Consider the following 17717-nt stretch of genomic DNA (forward strand, 5'->3'; position numbering starts at 1 on the left):
ATGCCCGGCGCCATCACCGTCCCCAGCCCCGCCCGTCCCGCCACACCCACCCGCTACACCGTCGGTCTCGCCCGCGACGAGGAGGACGTCCAGGCCGCTCAGCGACTGCGCCACGACGTCTTCGCCGGGGAGCTCGGTGCCCTGCTCCGTACGCCCCGACCGGGCCTCGACATCGACGCGTTCGACGCCCATTGCGACCACCTTCTCGTCCGCGAGGAGTACAGCGGCCAGGTCGTCGGTACCTACCGGATGCTGCCGCCCGAGCGCGCCGCGACGGCCGGGCGGCTCTACTCCGAGGGCGAGTTCGACCTCACGTCGCTCGACCCGATCCGGTCGGGACTCGTCGAGGTCGGCCGCTCCTGCGTGCATCCTGACCACCGCGACGGCGCCGTCATCGGGCTGATCTGGGCCGGCATCGCCCGCTACATGACCGATCGCGGCCACGACTGGCTGGCGGGCTGCTGCTCGATCCCGCTCGCCGACGGCGGCGCCGTCGCGGCCGCCACCTGGGACCGGGTGGCGGCCAGGCATCTCGCGCCGGAGCAGTATCGGGTCCACCCGCACCGGGAGTGGATCGCCGACGGCGTCCCGCGCCCCGCGGGCCGCACCGACCTGCCGCCCCTGCTGCGCGGCTATGTGCGGCTCGGCGCGTGGGTGTGCGGCCGGCCGGCGCACGACCCCGACTTCGGTGTGGCCGATCTGTACGTGCTGCTGTCGATGAGCCGGATGAACCCCCGCTACCTCAACCACTTCCTCTCCCTGGTCCCCGCGTGACGAGCGTCTGGCAGCCGACGGCGCCTTGTTCCATCGGGGCCTGCGTACGGGGTGGGAGCACGGCACTGGCGTTGCCCAGGGCGGTGCTGCGGATCACGGCGGTGGTGGCGCTGCTGCTGGTGGGCGTCGTCCTCCTGCCGGTGGGGCGGCGGTTGCCCGCCGCCTGGGTGCGGCTCTACTGCCGGGTGATGGTGCGCGCCACAGGGGTGCGACTGCGCCTGAGCGGCAGTGCCCCGCAGTCCGGCGGCGTGCTGCTGGTGGCCAATCACATCTCCTGGATGGACATCCCGCTCCTCGCCGCCGTCCGGCCCGCCCGGATGCTGGCAAAGAAGGAGATCCGGCGGTGGCCGGTGGCGGGCGCACTGGTGGCCGGAAGCGGGGCGATCTTCATCGACCGCGACCGGTTGCGGGCACTGCCGGGGACAGTGGCCCAGCTGGCGGCCGTGCTCCGGGCCGGGGGCGCGGTGGGTGTCTTCCCCGAAGGCAGCACCTGGTGCGGCCGAGCCCAGGGCACCTTCCGAAGGGCTGCCTTCCAGGCGGCACTCGACGCGGGTGCGCCGGTGCAGCCGGTGCGGCTGCGCTACCTCCTCCCGGACGGCACGGTCAGCACGGCACCCGCGTTCGTCGGCGACGACACCTTGGCCGCGGGCGTGTGGCGGGTGGCGTCCACCCGCCGGATCGTGGCCGAGGTGGAGGTCGGGGCACTGATCCCGGCCGACAGCCATCCGGACCGGCGTTCGCTCGCCGGGGCGGCGCAGCTGACCGGGGAACGTGCGGCGGGACACCCGTGACGAGGCGTGCGCGGTGGAGTTCGTGACCACCCTGCCGCGCACGCCGACCGGGAAGCCGGCCAAGGGCAGGCTCCGGTCAGCCGCTCAGTAGCCGCGCCAGATAGGGGGCCGTGCGGCTGTCGGGCGCGTCGGCCACGGAGCGCGGCCGGCCCGCGACGACGACCTGCCCGCCCTCGTCGCCGCCCCCGGGACCCATGTCGACGACCCAGTCGGCGCCGGCCACCACTGCCATGTCGTGCTCGACGACCACGACCGTGTGGCCCGCGTCGACCAGGCCGTGCAGCTGCCGCAGCAGCACCTCCACGTCGGCCGGGTGCAGGCCGGTCGTCGGCTCGTCGAGGAGATAGAGGGTGTGGCCGCGCCGCACCCGCTGCAACTCGCTGGCCAGCTTGATGCGTTGGGCCTCGCCGCCGGAGAGCTCGGTGGCCGGCTGGCCGAGCCGGAGGTAGCCGAGCCCCACGTCCAACAGCGTGCGCAGGCTGCGCAGTACGGGCCGCGCCGCGTCGTCGTCCGCCGCCGTGAAGAACCCGGCCGCGGCCTCCACGGTGAGGTCGAGCACCTCCGCGATGTTCCGTCCCCGGTACGTCACTTGGAGTGTCTCGGGGTTGTAGCGCGCGCCCGCGCAGTCCGGGCACGGTGTGTACGTGCTCGGCAGGAAGAGGAGTTCGACGCTGACGAAGCCTTCGCCCTGGCACGTCTCGCAGCGTCCGCCCGCCACGTTGAACGAGAACCGGCCCACCCCGTATCCGCGCGCCCGCGCCTCCTCGGTGCCCGCGAAGACCTTACGTACGACGTCGAACAGGCCTGTGTATGTTGCCAGGTTGGAGCGCGGCGTGCGCCCGATCGGCCTCTGGTCCACAACCACGAGCCGCCTGACCCCGTCGAGCTCCTCCGAGATCTCGCCGATCAGCGTCGACTTGCCGGACCCGGAGACGCCCGTGACAGCCGTGAACGCGCTCAGCGGGAACTCCGCGCTCACGTCCCGCAGATTGTGCCGGGTCACCGGTCCGATCTTCAACCAGCCCTGGAGTGGGCGGACTTGGCGCTCGGGCGCGGGGGAGTCGTCGAACAGGAAGCGGGCTGTTGCCGAGTCCGCGACGCCGCGCAGGGCGTCGACCGGGCCGCTGTGCAGCACCTGCCCGCCGTGCTCCCCGGCCTGCGGACCCACGTCGACCAGCCAGTCCGCGCGGCGCATCACGTCCAGGTGGTGCTCGACCACGAACACCGAGTTCCCCGCCGACTTCAGCCGGTCAAGGACGGTCAGCAGTGATTCCGTGTCCGCCGGATGCAGTCCCGCCGACGGCTCGTCGAGCACGTAGACGACGCCGAACAGTCCGGACCTCAACTGTGTTGCCAGACGCAGGCGTTGCAGTTCTCCCGTCGAGAGTGTGGGGGTCGGCCGGTCGAGGCCGAGATAGCCGAGGCCGAGCTCCGTGACCGTCGCGATCCGCGCCCGCAGATCGTCCGTGAGGACCCGGGCCGTCTCGGAGGCGTCCTCGCCCCGGGCGAGGATCCCGGCCAGCTCCGCCAGCGGCAGCCGGGCCAGCTCGGCGATCGTGCGGCCCTCGAACGTCACCGCCAGCGCCTCCGCCCGCAGCCGCGCACCCCCGCACGCGGGGCACGGCGCACTGTCCAGGAACTTCTCCGCCTTCGCGCGCAGTGTCTGGCTCTTCGAGTCGGAGAACGTCTTCAGCACATAGTGGTTCGCGCTCATGTACGTGCCCTGGTACGGGCGTTGGATACGATCCGCGTCCCGCACCGGGTGCACCGTGACGACCGGCTGCTCGTCCGTGAACAGGATCCAGTCGCGGTCCGCCTGCGCCAACTCCCGCCAGGGGAGGTTCACTTCGTGACCGAGCGCGTCGAGGATGTCGCGCAGGTTCTTGCCCTGCCAGGCGCCCGGCCAGGCGGCGATCGCGCCCTCGCGGATCGACAGCGACGGGTCGGGGACGAGGAGTTCCTCGGTGGTGCGGTGCACTCGGCCCAGGCCGTGGCACTCCGGGCAGGCGCCCGCCGCCGTGTTCGGCGAGAACGCGTCCGAGTCGAGCCGCTCGGCGCCCTCCGGATAGGTGCCCGCGCGCGAGAACAGCATCCTCAGCGAGTTCGACAGCGTGGTCACCGTGCCGACCGATGACCGTGACGTCGGCGCCGAACGGCTCTGCTGGAGCGACACCGCGGGCGGCAGGCCCGTGATCCCCGCGACCTTGGGGGCGCCGACCTGGTGGATGAGGCGGCGCGCGTACGGGGCGACCGACTCGAAGTAGCGGCGCTGAGCCTCCGCGTAGATCGTGCCGAAGGCCAGCGACGACTTCCCCGAGCCGGACACCCCCGTGAACACCGCGAGGACGTCGCGGGGGATGTCCACGTCGACCCCGCGCAGATTGTGCTCGCGGGCCCCGCGCACCCGCACGAAGCCGTCGTGGCGGGGGTCGGGCGGGGCGGTGTCGGACACGGGGGGCATGCGATGCGGCTCCAGGTCGTACGGCGGTCGGGGCCCGGGCCGGGCAGCGGCCGGGGCAAACCCCACGATTCTAGGCCGCGGTCAGGTGCGCGACCCGGGCCAGCCTCCGGTACGACTCCAGCAGCCCCTCGCGGTCGTACGTACTGGTCGTGACCAGCACTTCCTGCGCTCCACTGTCCTTGATCACGGTCTTCAGTTCGTTGGCGACCTGGTGCTCCGTGCCCGCGATGTGGCCCTGCAGCCCGGACTCGTACAGTTCGCGCTCCTTGGCGGTCATCTCCAGGGTCGCGACGCGCTCGGCGGGCGGCAGCGGCGGGAACGTGCCGTGGGTGCGCGAGTACGCCATCGACCAGGCCTCGGGCACGAGCAGCCTGCGGGCCTCCGGCTCGCTGCCGGCCACGGCGACGGTCCCGGAGACCACCACGTACGGCTCATCGGCCCAGGCCGAGGGGCGGAACTCGGCGCGGTAGCGGTCGATGCCGCGCAGCATCTTCTCGCGGCTGCGGAAGTCGCCGATCACCATGGGCAGGCCCGCGCGGGCGGCGATCGAGGCGCCCTCGCCCATCGCGAGCACGAACGGCGGCACCGTAAGGCCCTCCGCCGGGCGGGCGTGGACGCGCGTGGCCGACGTGCCGGTGAAGAACGCGAGGAGTTCGTCGAGTCGGCCCGCGAAGTCACCGGCGTCGTCCTTGTCCCGGCCCAGCGCCCTTCGGACACCGTCCGTGAACCCGACGGAACGGCCCAGGCCCATGTCGATACGGCCCGGGAACAGCGACTCCAGCACCCCGAACTGCTCGGCCACGACGAGGGGTTGGTGGTTGGGAAGCATCACGCCGCCGGTGCCGACGCGGATGGTGCGCGTTGCCGCGGCGACCGCCGCCGCGAGCACGGTGGGCGCGGAGCCCGCGACGCCGGGCACGCCGTGGTGCTCGGAGACCCAGACCCGGTGGTAGCCCAGGCGCTCCAGGTCCTGGGCGAGCGCGACGGTGTCGCGCAGCGCGTCCGGGCCGGTGTGGCCCTCGCGGGTGCGGGACCGGTCCAGGACGGAGAAGCGGGTCGTTTCGATCATGGTGCTCACGTCCTGGTTCAACGTCGTGGCGCCGTGAGGATTCCCGCACCCCTCGTCCGGGCCCTCGTCCGGGCCGTCCTTAGGCTAGGGCCCATGGCCCAGGACACACGACCTCTCGCAGTCTTCGACCTCGACAACACCCTCGCCGACACGGCCCACCGCCAGCGCTTCCTGGAGCGTACCCCGCGCGACTGGTCGGCCTTCTTCGCGGCCGCGCCCGACGATCCGCCGCTCGCGCGCGGCGTCGAGCTGGCGCTGGAGAGCGCCCGCGAGTGCGAGGTCGTCTACCTCACGGGCAGGCCGGAGCGGTGCCGCGCCGACACCGTGGCCTGGCTCGCCGAACAGGGCCTGCCCGAAGGGCGCGTCTGGATGCGCCGCAACGACGACCGCAGGCCCGCGCGCCGCACCAAACTGGAGACGCTGCGCACGCTCTCCCGCGGCCGCGAGGTCCGCATGCTGGTCGACGACGACGAGCTCGTGTGCGACGAGGCCGAACGGGCGGGCTTCACCGTCGTACGCGCCCGGTGGGCGAGCAGGTCCGAGGCGCTCACGGACGCCCAGGAGCGCGAGGGCCGGACCTGAGCGGACCCGGCAAGCGGGTTCAGGGCCGGACCCGAGCGGACCCGGCGCACGCTCAGGCTTCGTCCTCCAGCCGGAAGCCGACCTTCAGACCGACCTGGTAGTGCTCGATCTGCCCGTTCTCGATGTGGCCGCGTACCTGGCACACCTCGAACCAGTCCAGGCCGCGCAGCGTCTGCGAGGCGCGGGTGATGCCGTTGCGGATGGCCTGGTCGACTCCCTCGTGGGAGGTGCCGACGATCTCTGTGACCCGGTACGTGTGATCGGACATGAAGGCCTCCTCGGCCCGTGCGGTGGACGTCTCTCCACGGTGCCTCAGGTCACCGCGGACCGCGAGCGAGAGGGCAGATGTTCGACTTACCTGCCGTCACCCCCTTGACCGTTCGATTGGTCCATACCAAAATCCAGCCACACCCGTGCGAGCGTCACGCTCATCCCCCACGTCGGGCCGCCCCTCCCTGTCCGCAGGCAGAAAGTGACCCACGTGAAGTACCGCCGCACCGCCGCGTCCCTCATCCCCCTCGCCCTCGTGTCCGCCTCGCTGCTCACGGGCTGCGCCTATCTGCCGGGCGGGGGCGACGAACAGCGCACGGTGACCGTCTGGCTGATGAAGGACAGCGCGTCGGACGCGTTCCTGAAGCGGTTCACGAAGAGCTTCGAGGACAAGAACCCCGGCCTGCGCCTGGACATCCGTATCCAGGAGTGGACCGGCATCGGCGAGAAGGTGAGCGCGGCCCTGGGCCAGGCGGAGGGCGACCCGGCGAGCAAGGACGCGGCGGACGGACCGGCCCCCGACGTCATCGAGGTCGGCAACACGCAGGTCCCCCAGTACGTCGACGAGGGCGGACTGCTCGACCTCAGTCTGGAGTCCGCGCGCGACTTCGGCATGGAGGACTGGCTGCCCGGACTCGCCGAGCCCGGCATGTTCCACTCACGCCAGTACGGCATCCCCTGGTACGCGGCCAACCGGGTGGTGATCTACAACAAGGACCTGTTCGCGAAGGCGGGCATCAAGCGGCCACCTCGCACCCGCGCCGAGTGGCTCGACGTCACGCGGCGCCTCAACACCCACGGTGACCAGGGCATCTACCTCGCCGGCCAGGACTGGTACACGCTCGCCGGGTTCATCTGGGACGAGGGCGGCGACCTCGCCACGGAGGACGGCGGCATCTGGGAGGGCAGCCTCCAGTCACCGGCGGCGCTGCGCGGCATGGAGTTCTACCGGCAGCTCCAGGAGTTCGGCCGGGGCCCCAAGGACGCCGACGAGGAACACCCGCCGCAGTCGGGCGAGTTCGCCAAGGGTGACGTCGGTCAGATCGTCGCCGTGCCGGGCGTCGCCCAGGCCGTCGAGCAGCAGAACCCCGAACTCAAGGGAAAGCTGGGCTACTTCCCGATCCCGGGCAAGACGGCGGCCAAGCCGGGGTCCGTCTTCACCGGCGGCTCCGACCTGGTCGTGCCCGAGAACACCGACGACCGCGATGGAGCCGTCGCGGTCGTCAAGGCCCTGGCCGGCGAGAAGTGGCAGAAGGACCTCGCCAGGACCATGAACTACGTGCCCAACAAGACGACGCTGAGCGACGCCGTCGCCGACGAGCCGGGCGTGGCCGCGATGGCGGCGGGCGCCGCACGCGGCCGGGCCACGCCCGTGTCCCCGCTGTGGGCGAGGGTCGAGGCCGACAACCCGATCAAGGCGTACATGTCGAAGGTGCTCGCCGGGGCCGCCCCGGCCGAGGTGGCCCGGGCGGCTTCCCGCCGGATCACGAAGGAGCTGGACGCCAGCGGGCCGTGACCCGACCGCCGCCCGGCGCCCCGGCCGTCAGTCGACGCGGCTGAGGGAGAGCGCGAAGCGGTTCTGCGCGTCCGTCCACCAGTGCGTCATGCGCAGCCCCGCGCCCGCCAGTTCGGCCCGCACGCCCTCCTCGCGGAACTTCGCCGAGATCTCCGTGCGGATCTCCTCCCCGTCCTCGAAGTCGACCGCGAGGCCGAGCGCCGGGATCTTGACGGTCTGCGCGGCCGTGGAGCGCAGCCGCATCTCGATCCACTCGTTGTCCGCGTCCCACAGGGCGACGTGCTCGAAGGCGCCCGGGTCGAAGTCGGCGCCCAGGTCACGGTTGATGACGCCGAGCACGTTCTTGTTGAACTCGGCCGTCACGCCCGCCGCGTCGTCGTACGCCGCGACGAGGACCGACTCGTCCTTCACCAGGTCCGTGCCGAGCAGCAGCATGTCGCCGGGCCGCAGCAGGGCGCGCACGGCGGTCAGGAACGCGGCGCGCTCGGCCGGCAGGAGGTTGCCGATGGTGCCGCCGAGGAACGCGGCCAGGCGCGGCCCGGGGGCGTCCGGCAGGGTGAGCCCCAGCGTGAAGTCGGCGATCAGCGCATGGATGCGCAGCCCGGGGCGTTCGGCGCCGAGCGCCTCGGCGGCGCCCCGCAGCGCGCTCTCGCTGACGTCCACGGGGACGTACGCCTCCAGGTCCGGCAGGTCGTCGAGCAGATGGCGGGTCTTGTCCGACGAGCCGGAGCCCAGCTCGACGAGGGTGCGGGCGCCGGTGGCCTCGGCGATCTCCTGCGAGCGGGCCAGCAGGATCTCCCGCTCGGCGCGCGTCGGGTAGTACTCGGGCAGCGTCGTGATCTCGTCGAACAGCTCGCTGCCGCGCGCGTCGTAGAACCACTTGGGCGGCAGCGTCTTCGGCGTGCCGGTCAGGCCGCTGAGGACATCGGCGCGCAGGGCGGCGCCAGTGGCGTCCTCGGGCAGGGTGCGGGTCAGCTGGTACGGGCTCACGCGGTGGGCTCCTTGAGCGGGGTCAGCAGGACGTCGGTGCGGCTCGCGGCGAGCAGGGTGCGGTCCGGCACCTCGCGCCAGTGCGGATCGTCGTCGTAGGGCTCGGAGGCGACGACGGTGCGGCGGCCGGGTTCGGCGAGATACCAGAGGCTGTCACCCCAGGCGGTCGCGGTGATCGTCTCGCCGTCGGTCAGCAGGAGGTTGAGACGGGATCCCGGGGCGGCCTCGGCGACCTCCAGGACGGTGTCGGCCAGGGCCTGCCCCTGGTCGTCGCCCGAGCGCAGCCGGTACAGCAGCAGCGCCCAGACGAACGCCGAGTCGCAGCGCGCCTCCAGGGACAGCAGGTCGACGGGCGGCACCGCTGTGGTCAGCGGGGCGAGCGAGCGCGGCCAGCCGGTCACCGCGCCGTTGTGGGAGAACAGCCACGGGCCGCAGGCGAACGGCGCCGCCGCGGCCTCACCGTCCGCGCCGCCGAGCGTGGCGTCGCGGACCGCGGCGAGCACGGCCCCCGAGCGCACGACCCGCGCGAGGTCGGCGAAGGACTGGTCGCCCCAGATGGGCCCGGCCCTGCGGTAGCGCGCGGGCACCGGGTCCCCGTCCGCGTACCAGCCCACGCCGAAGCCGTCGGCGTTCACGGTCCCGTGCCGCTGACGGCGCGGCTCCCAGGACTGGCGCAGCAGGCTGTGGGGCGGCGCCACGAGCACGTCGCCGAGCGGCGCCGCAGGGCCCAGGTAGGCCAGTTGCCGGCACATCAGGCACCCTCCCCGTCGCGCGCGGTGCGGAAGCCGGCGAAGATCTGCCGGCGCACCGGGTAGTCCCAGTTGCGGAACGTGCCGCGGCACGCCACCGCGTCCACGGCGAACGAGCCGCCGCGCAGCACCTTGTGGTCCGGGCCGAAGAACACCTCCGAGTACTCCCGGTACGGGAAGGCCGCGAACCCCGGGTACGGCAGGAAGTCGCTCGACGTCCACTCCCACACGTCGCCGATCAACTGCCGTACGCCCAGCGGGGATTCCCCTGACGGGTAGCTGCCCGCCGGGGCCGGGCGCAGGTGGCGCTGGCCGAGGTTGGCGCGCTCCGGCGTCGGGTCCGCGTCACCCCACGGGTAGCGCATCGACCGCCCGGACGCGGGATCGAAGCGGGCCGCCTTCTCCCACTCGGCCTCGCTGGGAAGGCGCCGGCCCGCCCAGCGCGCGTACGCGTCGGCCTCGTACCAGCTGACGTGCACGACGGGCTCGTCCGGCGGGACCACCTCGGTCACCCCGAAGCGGCGCCGCAGCCACTGACCGGCCTCACGCCTCCAGAACAGCGGAGACCGCAGACCGTTGTCCCGAACCAGAGCCCAGCCCTCGGGCGTCCACCAGCGGGAGTCGTCGTAGCCACCGTCGTCCATGAAGGCCAGATACGCGCCGTTCGTGACCGGCGCGGTGTCGATGTGGAACGGCGGGACGAGGCGCGCGTGCGCGGGGCGCTCGTTGTCCAGCGACCACGGCTCGGTGGTCGTGCCCATCGTGAACGGGCCACCGGGCACCAGGACTTCGGACGGTCCGCGAAACGCCGGCGAGACGGGTTCGGGATCCGGGGCCGTCAGCACCGGAGCGCCCGCCCGGAGCTGATGGGTGATCAGCATCGTCTCGTCGTGCTGCTGTTCGTGCTGGGCGATCATCCCGAACGCGAACCCCGCCTCGGTGAGCCGGGTGCCGTGGAACGGCGTGCTCTCCAGGACGTCGAGCGCGCGCCCCCGCACCTCGGCCGCGTAACCGCGGGCCTCCTTCGGGGCGAGCAGCGGCAACTTCGGACGCTCGGAGCGAGGGTGCTCGAAGGCGTCGTACAGCGGGTCGATCTCCGGGCGCATCGCCTCACGGCCCGCGACCGCGCGCAGGAGCCACTGCTCCTCCTGGTTGCCGATGTGCGCCAGGTCCCACACCAGCGGCGACATCAACGGCGAGTGCTGCGCGGTCAGTTCGGGCCCCTCGACACAGCTCGTGAGCAGCGTCGTGCGGTCCCGCGCGATGAGCAGCGCGGTCCGCGCGCGCTCCCGCAGTGCCTCGGGGTCCGGGGCGGTGTCTTCGCTCTGTACGGTCATGAGGTGACGGTCCTCCCGGGTGCGGGGGCATCGATGTGGTCGAGCACGTCGTCGGCGGGGCACCGGCCGCGCACGACATAGCGGTCCATGAAGGCGGAGACGGTGGCGAGCACCCTGGGGGACGCGCCGAGCCTCGGCAGCGCGTCGAGCGCCGCCGCGAAACAGGTCACGGCCACCTCGGCGAGCTCGGGGTCCGAAGGGCCGAGCCGCGCCGCGTCGCGCCACAGCTGATTGTGCGGCGCGGGCAGCGGGCCCGCCCGTTCGGACAGCGGCTTCACGGTGCGGTACGCGGTCTCGGCGGCCTCCGGGTCGTCGAACAGCGCGGTCGTCACGGCGAGCGGCACGATCCAGCCGTCGTCTCCCGACTGGGCGTCGATCATGCGCAGTTCGAGGTGGCCGCGCGGGCGCACCGGCGGGAAGAGGGTGCTCACGTGGTAGTCGACGTCACTGCGCGTGACGGGCCTCGGCCTGCCGGTCCGCAGCCATGTCCGCAAGGACATGCCGTCCGGCACGTCCCACGGGCCGCTGTCCTGGCGGACGCACATCACCGGCGCGTCCAGGACATGCCGCACCCAGGCCTCGCGCGGCTCCGCATCGAGGGGCGGCGCCCCGGACCTGCCGGGGTCGATCTCCTCCCACACGGCCTGGCGGGTGGAGCGCCAGCCGGTCGGACGCCCCCACAGCATCGGTGAGTTGGCGAACGCGGAGACCAGGACGGCGCCCAGCAGATGCGAGAGCCGCCAGCGCCTGCCGTGGCCGAGCGGCCCCGGCTCCTCGTACCCGGAGTCGAGGCAGACCTGCACGGACGCCGACGAGCACATCATGGCGCGCCCCGCCGGCCCGGCCCGGTCGAGCCAGGTCTCCATGGCGTCGTAGCGCGGCTCGTGGAGCAGCCGCCGCGGGGGACGCCAGGGGTCCGTGCCGAGGCCGGTCAGCGCGAGGCCACGGGCGGCGAGTGCGGTGCGGACCGCTGCCAGATCGGCCGAGACGGCCGAGACACAGTCCATGAGCGAGGCGGCGGGCAGGGAGCTGAGCTCCAGCTGGCCGCCGGGTTCGACGGTGAGCGCCGAGCTGAGGGGCAGGGCGCCCAGTGCGGCGTACGCCGCGTCGAGCCGTTCGGGTGATAGGGGGAGCCGTGGCCTGCGCGGCTCGTGGACGAGCCATTCCACTTCGACACCCACAGTGCGAGGCGGTCCGGTCTTGAAGCAGATCCCGCGGACCAGCGCCTCGACGTCGGCCTCGGTGACCAAGGCCGCCGCGCCGAGCTCCGTACAGTCTCCTTCGGGCATGTTCAGGATCCTCCTGATCCGTACGCCTTCATAGTCCCCGGTAGGGGCCAAGCCGTCGACTCGACGGGGATGGGCCGGGCCGGGGCAGTGCTCGTACCACCCAAAACCCTCACGGCGAATCGCACAAGAGTGCCCCTCCGAGAGTGAAAATCTGTTGCTCGCCGTGTCGCCCGGCGCACATCATGAGTTCATGAGAACGACCACGGGGGAGCGGGCGTGAGCGCTCGGCTGCGGGGGATCGCGCAGCAGACGGAGGAGATCGTCGCGGCGGGACGGTACACGGCGCCGGGCGGCGCGGTCGTGCCGATCGCGGCGGCGGTGGCTGCCGCGCGGGACGCGACACGGACGTACGGACCGGCTCCGATCGAGGTGCCTGAGCCCGGCCGGCCCGCGGCTACGGCCGTCGAGGTCACCGGCGAGTCCAGCCTGGAGGCCGGGCGCCGCCTGGTCACCGCCGGGCAGGACCCCGTCGCCGTCCTGAACTTCGCCTCGGCCCGCAACCCCGGCGGCGGCTATCTCAACGGCGCGCAGGCCCAGGAGGAAGCCGTGTGCCGGGCCTCGGCCCTGTACACGTGCCTGCTGCGGGCCCGCGACTTCTACGACCACCACCGCGAGAACCGCGACGCCTTCTACACGGACCGTGTCATCCACTCGCCGGGCGTCCCCGTCTTCCGGGACGACCGCGGACGGCTGCTCGACGAGCCGTACGCCGTCGGCTTCCTCACCTCGCCCGCGCCGAACGCGGGCGTCATCCGCCGCCACACCCCGGAGCGGGCAGGAGAGATAGCAGGTGCCCTCGCGTCACGGGCGGAGCGGGTCCTGGAGACGGCCGCGGCCCATGGCTACCGGCGCCTCGTGCTCGGTGCCTGGGGCTGCGGCGTGTTCCAGAACGACCCGGCGCAGGTCGCCGCCGCGTTCCGGGCGCTCCTCGACGAGGGCGGCCGGTTCTCGGGCCGCTTCGACCACATCGTGTTCGGCGTCCTGGACCGCACGCCGGACGCGCGGACCAGGACGGCCTTCGAGCGGGCCTTCGCGGCCGTGCCGGCGGTCAGCGCCAGCCGTACCGCTCCCTGAGGCGCAGCACCACGAGGTTGAACCGCATCCGGTCCAGGGCGCAGGCCTCGCGCCGCATGCCCCGTTCGTGGACCCGCAGGACGCGGTCGATCGCCACCCAGGAGTCGCGGCCCCCGGCGTCCCACGGCCCGCTGCCGATCGGCACCCACTCCCTGTCGTGGTCGTGCCGTTTGCTCGACAGCTGTACGGCGAGCAGCGTGCCGGCGGCCTCCCTGGCGACGACGAGCACGGGACGGTCCTTGCCGCGGCCGTCGTTCTCCTCGAACGGCACCCACGTCCAGACGATCTCACCGGGATCGGGGTCGCCGTCGTGGGCGGGCGCGTACTCGGTGCGCACCCGGCCCACGTCGCGCGGCGCGGCCTCGACCGTGGCGGTGGCGCCGGCACGGCCGGGGTGCTCGTGGGCATGCGGGTCATCGATGAAGGCAGTCACGCAGGTCACGTTAGGGCCTGACTGGCCCAACCCGCAGAGCGGGCCCGGCCGGTGGGACACCGGGCGGTGCTCGCCCGTGGCGTCTGACCCGCTCTACGAGCCGGTCCGCGACTCCTGGTGGTTCTCGGGCCACTTCTCGAACCACCGCTGATCCGCTTCGAGTTGGGCCGCCAGCGAGATGAGCCGCGGTTCGCTGTTAGCCGGGCCCAGCAACTGCGCGCCGACGGGGAGCCCGTCGCCGGTGAAGCCCGCGGGTACGTTCACGCCGGGCCAGCCGAGGACGTTCCACGGCCACGCGTACGGGCACGCCGCGATCATCGCCCGGTCGGTGCGCCAGCCGTTGAGTGACGCCATCGCGCCGATACGAGGCGGGGGAGCGGCCGTCGTCGGCGCGAGGACCACGTCGTACGTGTCGAAGACCGCGCCGACCCGGCGCTGGAGCGAGGCCTCGGCGCGCCGGGCGAGCCGCAGGGGAGCGCCGCCGAGGACCCGCCCCATCCGGGCGGACTCCCGCGTCCGCGCGTCGAGCAGCGCGGGGTCGGGAACGTCGCGCAGCCGGTCCGCGACGCCTGCGGTGGCGCGCGGCACGAAGGCGAGGCCGATCTGCCCGTAGCGCGGGTCTGCCTCCTCCACGTCGTGCCCGAGCGCGGCGAGCCGTTCCGCCAGCGCGACGACCCGGGCCCTCACAACGGGGTCCAGGCGCTTGGGAGTTGCGGTGAACGGCATGCGCAGGGAGAGCGCGACGCGCAGCTTGCCCGGCTCGTCGCGTGCCGCCTGCGCCGCCGCGATCCGCGGCGGACGGTGCAGGTCGCCGTCGTGCGAACCGCTCGCCGCGTCCAGGAGCAGCGCCGCGTCCTCGACGGTCCTGCCGAGCGTGCCGTTCACGGTGATCCCGTGGAAGGACTCCGCCCAGGGCCACGTGGAGATCCGGCCGCGTTGCGGCTTGATGCCGACGAGGTGCGTCCACGCGGCGGGGATACGGACACTGCCCGCCCCGTCCGAGCCGAGCGCGGCCGGCACGATCCCCGCGGCGACGGCCGCCGCCGAGCCGCCCGACGAACCGCCGGGCGTGTGCCCGCGATTCCACGGGTTGCGGGTGTCGCCGAACGCGGGCCCCTCGGTGAACGGCCACTGACCCAGTTCGCACGTGTTCGTCTTGCCGATGACGATCGCGCCGGCCGCGCGCAGACGGCGTACGGCCTCCGCGTCCTCGGTCTTCGGCGGGAAGTCACCGGGGCAGCCGAACGCGGTCGGCTCGCCCGCCACGTCCATGTCGTCCTTCACGGCCAGCGGCACGCCGAGCAGCGGCCGGCGTCCGCCCGCCGCGCGTTCGCGGTCCGCGGCGTCCGCCTCGGCGAGGGCGGCCTCCCCGCGGACCGTGCGGAAAGCGTTCAGGACAGGCTGCGTCGCCTCGATGCGCTCCAGGGCCTCCTCGACGAGGACGCGCGACGACACGTCCCCGTCGGCGAGCGCGCGGGCGGTCGCGGCGAGCCCGGCGGCACGGTCGGACGTCATGCGGACACCTCCTCGGACAGGACTTCGGAACTCCGGAACTTCACGACTTCGAACCGCTCGAGTGCACGCACGTTAGCGGTCGCGGGCCCCAACCGGTATGCCCGGCCGGGAACACGGCCGTACCCGTCTGGAAAGATGCGGTGCGTCATGGTGCAGATACCGAAGCCGCAGTCCGCCCGCACATCACGGGAGTCCGCCGCGCCGAGCCCGGCGCCGACGAGCGCCGACGTCGCCCGCCTCGCCGGGGTCTCGCGCGCCACCGTCAGCTACGTCCTGAACAACGCCAGCGCCGTCAGAATCAGCGAACCCACCCGGCGCCGCGTCCACGAGGCCGCGAAGGAGCTCGGCTACGTGCCGCACGCGGCGGCCCGCAGCCTGCGGGCCGGACACACCCGCATCGTTCTGATGCCCTCCCCGAGCGTCCCCGCCGGACCGCTCTACAACGCGTTCTTCAACGACCTCCAGTGGGCGCTGAGCCGCCTCGACTACACGGTCGTGCAGTACGGCAGCGTCAGTCTGCGCGGCGACGACGCGGCGCGCGCCTGGGCCGAGCTGCGCCCGGTCGCCGTGCTCACACCTCCTGACCTGGGCACCGAGGGCGTCGAGGTGCTCCGCCGCTCCGGCGCCAGGGCCGTCATCACGCTCGGTCCGGAGCGCGCCGAGGGCGCTCACGCGCTGCTCATGGACCACCGTGAGGTCGGCCGTAGCGCGGGCACCCACCTCGTCGAACGCGGCCGGCGCCGCATCGGCGTCGTACTGCCGACGGAGCCGGGCCTCGACCACTTCGCGCGGCCGCGCCTCGACGGTGTACGGAACGCGGTCCTCGGCACCGGCGCCGAGGTCTTCGAGCTGCCTCTCACGTACGACGAGGAGTCGGCCGCCCAACTGGTGCCGAAAATAGGCGAGTTGGGGCTCGACGCCGTGTTCGCGTACAACGACGAGTACGCGATGCTCCTGATGCGGGCGCTCCAGGACGCGGGCGTCGGCATCCCGGAGGAGACTGCTGTCATCGGGGCCGACGACCTGATGCTCGGGCGGCTGCTGCGGCCCCGGCTGAGCACGGTCCGTATCGAGCTGCCGTCCGGGCAGGAGCTCGCCGCGCTCGTCGACCGCCTGGTACGCGACCCGGGCGCCGTGACCGAGTCGCACGACATGCTCCGGGCCCGCGTCGTGGCCCGGGAGTCGACCTGACGGCCGGGGTCGCGTGGGGCCCACGCGACTAGGATGTTGCGTGCTCAACAACATGGGTCGGCGCACCGTCCCACGCGCCGCCCCGGAGATCAGTGACCGATCGGAGATCCGGCATGTCCTTGCTCGACCCGAAGACCTGGCAGGCCCGCCCGCTGTCGGGCGATGAGCACGCGGTCACGGAGCCCGCCACGGGCGAGCGCCTCGCCACCGTCACGCTCGCCGCCCCGGACGACGTCCGCGCCGCGGCGAGGGCCGGCGCAGCGGCCCAGGGCGACTGGGCCCGGCAGCCCCACTTCGCGCGCGCCGCCGTCCTGCGCCGCGCGGGCGACCTGTTCACCGAGCACGCCGACGAGCTGCGCACCTGGCTCGTCCGCGAGTCGGGATCCATCCCGGGCAAGGCCGACTTCGAGCTGCACGTCGCCGCCCAGGAGTGCTACGAGGCCGCCGCCCTCGCGTCCCGGCCCACCGGCCAGGTCCTGCCCAGTGAGGCGCCCCGCCTTTCGTACACACGCCGCGTCCCGGCCGGTGTCGTCGGCGTCATCGCCCCGTTCAACGCCCCGCTCATCCTCTCCATCCGCTCCGTCGCCCCGGCCCTCGCGCTCGGCAACGCCGTCGTCCTCAAGCCGGACCCGCGCACCGCGGTCTGCGGCGGGCTCGCCCTGGCGGCCGTCCTCGCCGCCGCGGGCCTGCCGGAGGACGTCCTCCATGTGCTCCCCGGCGGGGCCGACGCCGGCCAGGCGCTCGTCGCCGACCCGGACGTCCCCGTCATCTCCTTCACCGGCTCCACCGGCGCGGGCCGGGCCGTCGGCGAGGCCGCGGGGCGCCACCTCAAGCGGGCGCACCTGGAACTGGGCGGCAACTCCGCCCTGATCGTCCTGGCGGACGCCGACCTCGACGCCGTCATCTCCACCGCGGCCTGGGGCTCCTTCTTCCACCAGGGCCAGATCTGCATGACGACCGGCCGCCACCTCGTCCACGCCTCGCTCTACGAGGAGTACGTCGAACGCCTCGCCGCGAAGGCCGAGTCCCTCGCCGTCGGAGACCCGCACCGCGACCAGGTCCACCTCGGCCCCGTCATCGACGCGGCCCAACTCGCCAAGATCCACGGCCTGGTGGAGGCCAGCACCGCCGCGGGGGCGAAGCTCGCCGCGGGCGGCACGCACCGCGACCTCTTCTACCGGCCGACGGTCCTCGCGGGCGTGGACGACAGCACACCCGCGTACGCCGAGGAGGTCTTCGGCCCCGTTGCACCCGTCCGGTCCTTCACCGACACCGACGAGGCGGCCGCGCTGGCCGCCGCGAGCCCGTACGGCCTCGCCCTCGGCATCGTCACCCGCGACCCGGCGCGCGGCCTCGACCTCGCCGAGCGCATCCCCACCGGCATCGTCCACATCAACGACCAGACGGTGAACGACGAGGCGGTCGCTCCCTTCGGCGGGGTCGCGGCGTCCGGCACGGGCGCCCGCTTCGGCGGCGAGGCGAACATCGAGGCGTTCACCGAGACCCGGTGGACGACGGTGCGCGGCGACGTGGCGGGCTATCCGTTCTGACCCCGCGCACATGATCGTGAAACGGCAGCCGGGGGCCGGCGGCAGGTGAGGCCCCCCCGGCCGGGGGGTGTGGGGGTGGGGAGGGCCGGGGGCCGGCCCCCCCCCCCACCCCCCCCCAGGGCGGCG

The 17717-nt window shown here is 73.4% G+C and carries 16 protein-coding genes; 7 read left to right on the top strand and 9 right to left on the bottom strand.

All coding sequences use genetic code 11. The features are described from left to right. Together ACWFR4_RS38235 and ACWFR4_RS38240 are read left to right on the top strand one after the other, a co-directional pair. Positions 1-774: a GNAT family N-acetyltransferase gene (locus ACWFR4_RS38235; protein WP_453466133.1), complete on the top strand. Its 774-nt coding sequence runs from the start codon at positions 1-3 to the stop codon at positions 772-774. Beyond that, positions 771-1565: a lysophospholipid acyltransferase family protein gene (locus ACWFR4_RS38240; protein ID WP_453656362.1), complete on the top strand. Its 795-nt coding sequence runs from the start codon at positions 771-773 to the stop codon at positions 1563-1565. Before ACWFR4_RS38235 ends, ACWFR4_RS38240 begins: the two co-directional genes overlap by 4 nt. Positions 1566-1641: 76 nt before the next feature. Here ACWFR4_RS38240 and ACWFR4_RS38245 read toward each other — a convergent pair whose 3' ends face one another. Both ACWFR4_RS38245 and ACWFR4_RS38250 read right to left on the bottom strand, forming a co-directional pair. Then, positions 1642-4026 carry an ATP-binding cassette domain-containing protein gene (locus ACWFR4_RS38245; RefSeq protein WP_453656363.1) on the bottom strand — a complete coding sequence of 795 codons (2385 nt, stop codon included), beginning with the start codon at positions 4024-4026 and terminating at the stop codon, positions 1642-1644. 70 nt (positions 4027-4096) lie between these two features. After that, positions 4097-5095, bottom strand: coding sequence for an LLM class flavin-dependent oxidoreductase (locus tag ACWFR4_RS38250; RefSeq protein ID WP_453656364.1), 999 nt, complete (start codon positions 5093-5095; stop codon positions 4097-4099). A gap of 93 nt (positions 5096-5188) precedes the next feature. On the opposite strand from ACWFR4_RS38250, the gene ACWFR4_RS38255 reads away from it, so the two are divergent. Further along, on the top strand, positions 5189-5677 hold the full coding sequence (locus ACWFR4_RS38255; protein ID WP_453656365.1) for a phosphatase domain-containing protein: 489 nt from the start codon (positions 5189-5191) through the stop codon (positions 5675-5677). A gap of 52 nt (positions 5678-5729) precedes the next feature. Here the strand turns inward: ACWFR4_RS38255 and ACWFR4_RS38260 are convergent, their stop codons facing one another. Beyond that, on the bottom strand, positions 5730-5945 hold the full coding sequence (locus ACWFR4_RS38260; RefSeq protein ID WP_266556220.1) for a dodecin: 216 nt from the start codon (positions 5943-5945) through the stop codon (positions 5730-5732). Positions 5946-6158: 213 nt separating this feature from the next. Between ACWFR4_RS38260 and ACWFR4_RS38265 the strand changes: the two genes are divergently transcribed. Next, positions 6159-7463: an extracellular solute-binding protein gene (locus ACWFR4_RS38265; protein WP_453656366.1), complete on the top strand. Its 1305-nt coding sequence runs from the start codon at positions 6159-6161 to the stop codon at positions 7461-7463. 27 nt (positions 7464-7490) lie between these two features. Here ACWFR4_RS38265 and egtD read toward each other — a convergent pair whose 3' ends face one another. The 4 genes from egtD to egtA are packed head-to-tail and all read right to left on the bottom strand — an operon-like array spanning position 7491 to position 11828. Continuing rightward, complete coding sequence (egtD, locus tag ACWFR4_RS38270; protein WP_453656367.1) at positions 7491-8453, bottom strand: L-histidine N(alpha)-methyltransferase; 963 nt, start codon at positions 8451-8453, stop codon at positions 7491-7493. Continuing rightward, positions 8450-9205: an ergothioneine biosynthesis protein EgtC gene (gene egtC, locus ACWFR4_RS38275; RefSeq protein ID WP_355696314.1), complete on the bottom strand. Its 756-nt coding sequence runs from the start codon at positions 9203-9205 to the stop codon at positions 8450-8452. The genes egtD and egtC overlap by 4 nt, the downstream gene beginning before the upstream one ends. Beyond that, a complete protein-coding gene (gene egtB, locus ACWFR4_RS38280; protein ID WP_453656368.1) occupies positions 9205-10539 on the bottom strand; it encodes an ergothioneine biosynthesis protein EgtB in 1335 nt (444 codons plus the stop codon). The genes egtC and egtB overlap by 1 nt, the downstream gene beginning before the upstream one ends. After that, the gene (gene egtA, locus ACWFR4_RS38285) at positions 10536-11828 is read right to left on the bottom strand and encodes an ergothioneine biosynthesis glutamate--cysteine ligase EgtA (RefSeq protein WP_453656369.1); all 1293 of its coding nucleotides are present in this window, start codon (positions 11826-11828) and stop codon (positions 10536-10538) included. Before egtA ends, egtB begins: the two co-directional genes overlap by 4 nt. Positions 11829-12044: 216 nt before the next feature. Between egtA and ACWFR4_RS38290 the strand changes: the two genes are divergently transcribed. Beyond that, a complete protein-coding gene (locus tag ACWFR4_RS38290; RefSeq protein ID WP_453656370.1) occupies positions 12045-12902 on the top strand; it encodes a TIGR02452 family protein in 858 nt (285 codons plus the stop codon). Here ACWFR4_RS38290 and ACWFR4_RS38295 read toward each other — a convergent pair. After that, complete coding sequence (locus ACWFR4_RS38295; RefSeq protein ID WP_453468629.1) at positions 12877-13335, bottom strand: type II toxin-antitoxin system PemK/MazF family toxin; 459 nt, start codon at positions 13333-13335, stop codon at positions 12877-12879. The genes ACWFR4_RS38290 and ACWFR4_RS38295 overlap by 26 nt on opposite strands. A 93-nt stretch (positions 13336-13428) precedes the next feature. Beyond that, on the bottom strand, positions 13429-14850 hold the full coding sequence (locus ACWFR4_RS38300) for an amidase (RefSeq protein ID WP_453656371.1): 1422 nt from the start codon (positions 14848-14850) through the stop codon (positions 13429-13431). A 147-nt stretch (positions 14851-14997) separates the two neighbouring features. On the opposite strand from ACWFR4_RS38300, the gene ACWFR4_RS38305 reads away from it, so the two are divergent. Together ACWFR4_RS38305 and ACWFR4_RS38310 are read left to right on the top strand one after the other, a co-directional pair. Next, positions 14998-16041, top strand: a complete 1044-nt coding sequence (locus ACWFR4_RS38305) for a LacI family DNA-binding transcriptional regulator (protein WP_453656372.1) — start codon at positions 14998-15000, stop codon at positions 16039-16041. A 113-nt stretch (positions 16042-16154) separates the two neighbouring features. Further along, positions 16155-17591, top strand: coding sequence for an aldehyde dehydrogenase family protein (locus ACWFR4_RS38310; RefSeq protein ID WP_453656373.1), 1437 nt, complete (start codon positions 16155-16157; stop codon positions 17589-17591). The last annotated feature ends 126 nt before the right edge of the window (positions 17592-17717 follow it).

This window comes from Streptomyces sp. NPDC055140, from assembly GCF_053607285.1.